This is a genomic window from uncultured Ruegeria sp. (assembly GCF_947497005.1).
Classification (GTDB): domain Bacteria; phylum Pseudomonadota; class Alphaproteobacteria; order Rhodobacterales; family Rhodobacteraceae; genus Ruegeria.
The window spans coordinates 1-1,254 of record NZ_CANMFF010000059.1 but is presented as its reverse complement, the minus strand read 5'-3'; the positions used below and the strand labels follow the sequence as shown (position 1 = coordinate 1,254).

Here is a 1,254-nt window from a genome sequence, read left to right as displayed (position 1 = left end):
TGACCTGCCCCCCGAAACTTCCCTCGCTCTGATGTAGAGTTTGCTCAACTTTTCGAAGGAGCAAACGAATGCGAAAGAGCCGTTTCACGGAAGCGCAGATCATTGGGATGATCAAGGAGCAAGAGTCGGGCCTGCCGACAGCGGAGGTCTGCCGCAAGCACGGGCTCAGCCAGGGCACGTTCTACAAATACAAGTCGAAGTATGGCGGCATGGAGGTGTCCGACGTTGCCAAGCTGAGGGTGATGGAAGACGAGAACGCCAGGCTCAAACGCCTGCTGGCCGATACGATGCTGGACAACGCGGTTTTGAAGGATCTTCTGGGAAAGAGCTGACGACGCCGAATGAGCGGCGAGAGGCAGCGCTCAGGGCGATGCGGGATCACGATATCTCGCAGCGCCGGGCCTGCCGACTTGTCGGTGTCGATCCAAAGACCGTCCGGCGCGAACGCCCGCCTGACAATCCTGAGATACGTAAGGAGATGAAGGCCGTCGCTGCTAAGCGCCGTCGGTTCGGCTATCGGCGGATCGGGGTGATGCTGGAGCGCAAGGGAATGATCATGAACCACAAGAAGCTCTACCGGCTGTATACAGAGGAAAAGCTGGGCGTCCGGCGACGACGGGGCCGGAAACGGGCGCGTGGCTCACGAACGCCAATGCCAGAGGCTCTGAGACCCGGCGAACGCTGGTCTCTGGACTTCCTGTCCGACACGTTCGGTGCTTCACGCCGGTTCCGCATTCTGGCTGTGAACGATGACTGCTGCCGTGAGAACCTGTGCTTGATGGCTGATACCAGTATCTCGGGTGCCCGGGTCGCGCGGGAGCTGGATGCGCTTGTACGTATCTACGGCAAGCCCGCCAGCATTGTCAGCGACAACGGGACAGAGTTCACCAGTCGCGCAATCCTGAAATGGGCCAACGACAACGGCGTGGAATGGCATTACATCGACCCGGGCAAGCCGCAGCAGAATGCCTTCATCGAGTCATTCAACGGAAGCTTGCGCGACGAGCTCCTGAACGAGGAGATGTTCGACAGCCTGGATGACGCGCGACGAAAGCTGGCCCTCTGGCGTTACGACTACAACAACGTCAGGCCGCACTCATCGCTCGGCAACCAAACACCCGCAGAAGCGCGCCGGACGCTTGAGCAATTTGAGGGCTCCGCGCCCGGCGCGCTTGCCCAAACCAACGACGACGAATATGAAGACCAGACCCGCAGACTCTCGTTATGAATGAGGGAGCCTCGGGGGGCAGGTCA

1 protein-coding gene is annotated in these 1,254 nt (G+C 60.0%); it reads left to right on the top strand.

Annotation, left to right across the window (positions count from 1 at the left end; translation table 11 throughout):
* The first annotated feature begins 68 nt into the window (after positions 1-68).
* Positions 69-1,228 (top strand): IS3 family transposase gene (locus Q0816_RS25895; RefSeq protein WP_298856196.1). Its coding sequence is split into 2 segments (ribosomal slippage): positions 69-318 and positions 318-1,228, totalling 1,161 coding nucleotides; the frame shifts between segments, so codons are not numbered across the junction.
* Positions 1,229-1,254 lie beyond the last annotated feature (26 nt).